Genomic DNA, 3,436 nt, shown 5'->3' with positions numbered 1-3,436 from the left:
CGGGTACGTCATGCTCCATGCCTCGGCCGCCCTGGGAGAAGAGGGGGGCGTCGCGTTCGCGGCGCAGTCCGGGGCCGGGAAGTCGACGATGGCCCTGGCGCTGGTCGAGGCGGGCTACCAGTTTGTGACCAACGACCGGCTCCTCGTGCGACCGGACAACGGACAGGTCGAGATGGTGGGCGTCCCCAAGATCCCCCGGGTCAATCCCGGGACGCTGTTGCGCCTCTCTCGGCTGACCGCGCTCCTCCCGCCAGAGGCCCGCAGACGGTATGAGCACATGAGTCCGGACGCCCTGTGGGCCACCGAGGAGAAGCGGGACGTGGAGGTCGACCGGATTTTCGGACCGGGCACTTTTCGCCTGACGGGATGCCTCCGGGTCATCTACCTGCTCGCCTGGCGCCGGGGAGAAGCGCGGTGGGAGGTGCACCCGCTAGACCCCGACATTCGCCGGGCGGCGCTCCAACGGATGGTCAAGCGTGTCGGCGTCCAGGACCTACAGCCTCCGGCGCCCGCCGCCCAGGAGGCGGCGCTCGATATGATGGCCGACGCCATTCCGGTCTACGAGGTCACCGGTCAGCCTGATGTGGGCGCGCTCAGAGCATTCATCGTGGGGCCGCATCGCTCCAGGGTGGTCTGCTTCTAACCGCGTCCGCCCGTCCTGGATCCGGGGCCCGCGAAGCGGGCGCGAGAGGAGGATGGACGGGTTTTCGGGAAGGTGCTTCCCGACGCCAAGGCTGAGGGAAGCTCGATGACCATACGGGAAACCTTCGATCGCGACCTCACGGAATTGCAGGACGACTTTCTCCGCATGGGCGATCTCGTCGATACCGCGATCCGCCGATCGATCGAGGCCCTCCAGGCGCGCAGCACCACGCTCGCGGAGGCCGTGATCATAGCGGACAACACGATTAACAGGCTGCACCTCGAGCTCGAAGACCGGTGCCTGCGGCTCATGGCGACCCAGCAGCCGATGGCGAAAGACCTTCGGATGATCGCCAGCGTGTGGGCGATGACGATCGACCTCGAGCGTATGGCGGACCACGCGGAAGACATCGGCAAGATCACCAAGCGGCTCGCCGAGGAGCCGCTGTTGAAACCGCTGATCGATATCCCACGGATGGCCGAGATGGTCCACGAGATGCTTCGCGACGGGCTCGACGCGTTCGTCCGCCGTGACCCGGATCTGGCAGAGCGGATGGCCGCGAAAGATGACGCGGTCGATCACCTCTACGGCCAAGTGTTTCGGGAGCTGCTCACCTACATGATCGAAGACCCGAAGAACATCCAGCGGGCGACCCATCTGTTGATGGTCGCGCAGGCCCTCGAGCGAATGGGGGACCACGCCACCAACATCGGCGAGCGCGTCGTTTACATGGTGACGGGGACGCTCAAAGAATTGAACGTCTGAGCGGATCGCAATGCGGCAAGGTCGGCCGGCGTGTCCAGGTCGAACGCGAGGCCGGGCCGGCGGAGCAGAATGGCCCGGAGTCCCAGGGCCTCGGCCCGATGCCGGTGAGCCGCAAGGCTCGCCTGTCCAAACGCCGGCCGGAATACGACGGTCGATGGGAGCAGCAGTGCGTTCGTGCCGACCGTGTCCTTTGACGGAGCAACGACGAGGGTGCGAGGGTCCGCGGCCGCGACGATGGCGGCGATGTCCACCGGCTGCAGCAGCGGCAGGTCCGCCGAAATCACGAGAATCCCGCGGGAGCCCCGAGACAGGGGCCGGAACACCTCGGCCAGCGCTGCGTTCAAACCGGGCGTGGGGTCCGGTACTGTCCTGACCCCGCGGGCGGCCGCGAACGCCCCGACCACGGGATCCGGCGTCATGACCACCACGTCTTCAATGCCCATGCTCGCGCGGAGCACCGCGCACACCCGTTCCAGGAGCGCGAGGCTGAGCGCCGCCCTCGCCCCGGCGGGGAGGACCCCTCCGAGACGGCTCTTGGCCATGGCAAGCGGTTTTTGAGGGACGATCGCACCGATGCTCACGCCGGCGTCGTGCGCACTTCCACGCCGTGCCGGGCGGCAATGTCCACGATCGCCCGGGCCAGCCGTCTTCGTCCCGCGGAGTCCGTCATCAGCGTGTCGGCGCACTCGACCGGCACGGCCGTCACCGTCTCGGCCGAGGCACGGTCACGGATGTCCAGCACGAAGACGTCGAGAAACGCTCGGTACAATGCCGCGACCGCGGCGGGCGTCGCCGGCATGCCGAGGCCGCGCAGCATCTCCACCGTGGGTCCCTTGACCGCCGTCCCGCCGATCAAGGGCGTCACCGCGATGCGGAGCGCCCGGCTCTGGCTGAGCGCGGGTGTCATTCCAGACAGCGCCAGGATCGGGCCGACGCTGACGAGGGGGTTGCTGGGAGAGACGACGACGACCGCGGAGGACCGGACCGCATCGATCACCTCCGGCGTGGGAACCGCGTGCTCGATGCCCTCGAACTCAATCCCGCTCACGGGATCCCGCGCCCCTCGTTTGACGAAATACTCCTGAAACGGCAGCCGCCCCTCCGGAGTCCACACGACGGTCGCGACGCGATGGTCGGTCATCGGCAGGATCCTCGGGACGACTCCGAGGGCGGCCGCGAGGGCTGCGGTGACCTCGGTCGGTCGCCGGCCCTCCCGCAGCCATATCGTTCGGGCGAGATGCGTGGCCAGATCGCGATCGCCCAGCCGGAACCACGTGGGCAGCCCATACCGGCCGAGCATCTCGAGGGCCGTCCAGGTGTCGTCCTCGATCCCCCAGCCCCGCGCTTCGCTCGCCAGGCCCGAGAGCGTATAGAGGACCGTATCCACATCGGGCGAGATCTGGAGACCCAGATGCTCCCAGTCGTCGGCGGTGTTGACGACGACGGTGAGCTCCGATGGATCGGCGAGCACCCCGGCGAGGCCGTGCACGAGTTTGACCCCACCGACCCCGCCGCAGAGGACCGTGATCACGTCGAGACGGCGGCTACAGGAACGAGACGACCGCGTCGAGCGATTTTCGCGGCGGCACGGGCGGCGTGTGAGCAGGGTAGCCGAGCGTCAAGAGGGCCTGCGGGACGAACGCGCGGGGCAACCCCAACGTCCGGCGAACGATCCCCGGACAGAAGAGCGGGGCGCAGCACCAACATGCACCAAGCCCATTCGCGGTGGCGGCCAAGAGGAGATTCTGCACGGCGGCCGCCGCGCTCTGGACGGCCATCAGGTGCTCCGCCGCCCGGCGCGCGCGGTCGGGATAGACGTCCATCTCGTCCATCGTGAACCCGACCAGGATCAGCGCCGGCGCCTCGCCGAACCGTTTGAGCGAGAACCGGAGTTCCACGTGGATCGCCGCCTCCGGCGTGCGGAGTTGTTCGAGGTCCGGGCGCCACCGCCGCGCCATGCGTTCGGCAAGCCGCCGCTTCACGTCGGGGGACTCGATCACGACAAACCGGGTCGGCTGCGCGTTGTGG

5 protein-coding genes are annotated in these 3,436 nt (G+C 68.4%); 2 read left to right on the top strand and 3 right to left on the bottom strand.

Features of this window, described 5'->3' with window-relative positions; all coding sequences use genetic code 11:
- The coding region (locus VFP86_21195; protein HET9002166.1) for a hypothetical protein at positions 1-643 on the top strand (643 nt) is incomplete at its 5' end.
- A 105-nt stretch (positions 644-748) separates the two neighbouring features.
- A complete protein-coding gene (gene phoU / locus VFP86_21190) occupies positions 749-1,408 on the top strand; it encodes a phosphate signaling complex protein PhoU (protein HET9002165.1) in 660 nt (219 codons plus the stop codon).
- On the opposite strand, the gene cofC is transcribed toward phoU, so the two are convergent.
- From cofC to VFP86_21175, 3 genes are all read right to left on the bottom strand, one after another.
- Entirely contained in the window at positions 1,369-1,989 is a 621-nt protein-coding gene (gene cofC / locus VFP86_21185; protein ID HET9002164.1) for a 2-phospho-L-lactate guanylyltransferase, read from the bottom strand. The two genes, phoU and cofC, sit on opposite strands and share 40 nt — an antisense overlap.
- Positions 1,986-2,939, bottom strand: coding sequence for a 2-phospho-L-lactate transferase (gene cofD / locus VFP86_21180; GenBank protein HET9002163.1), 954 nt, complete (start codon positions 2,937-2,939; stop codon positions 1,986-1,988). Before cofD ends, cofC begins: the two co-directional genes overlap by 4 nt.
- A gap of 13 nt (positions 2,940-2,952) precedes the next feature.
- Positions 2,953-3,436 (bottom strand): nitroreductase family protein (locus VFP86_21175; protein HET9002162.1); only part of this gene is annotated, 484 nt, incomplete at its 5' end.

This window comes from bacterium, assembly GCA_035703895.1.
GTDB lineage: Bacteria > Sysuimicrobiota > Sysuimicrobiia > Sysuimicrobiales > Segetimicrobiaceae > Segetimicrobium.
Note: the sequence above shows the minus strand (reverse complement) of the source record. Positions and strands in the feature narration are given on the sequence as shown.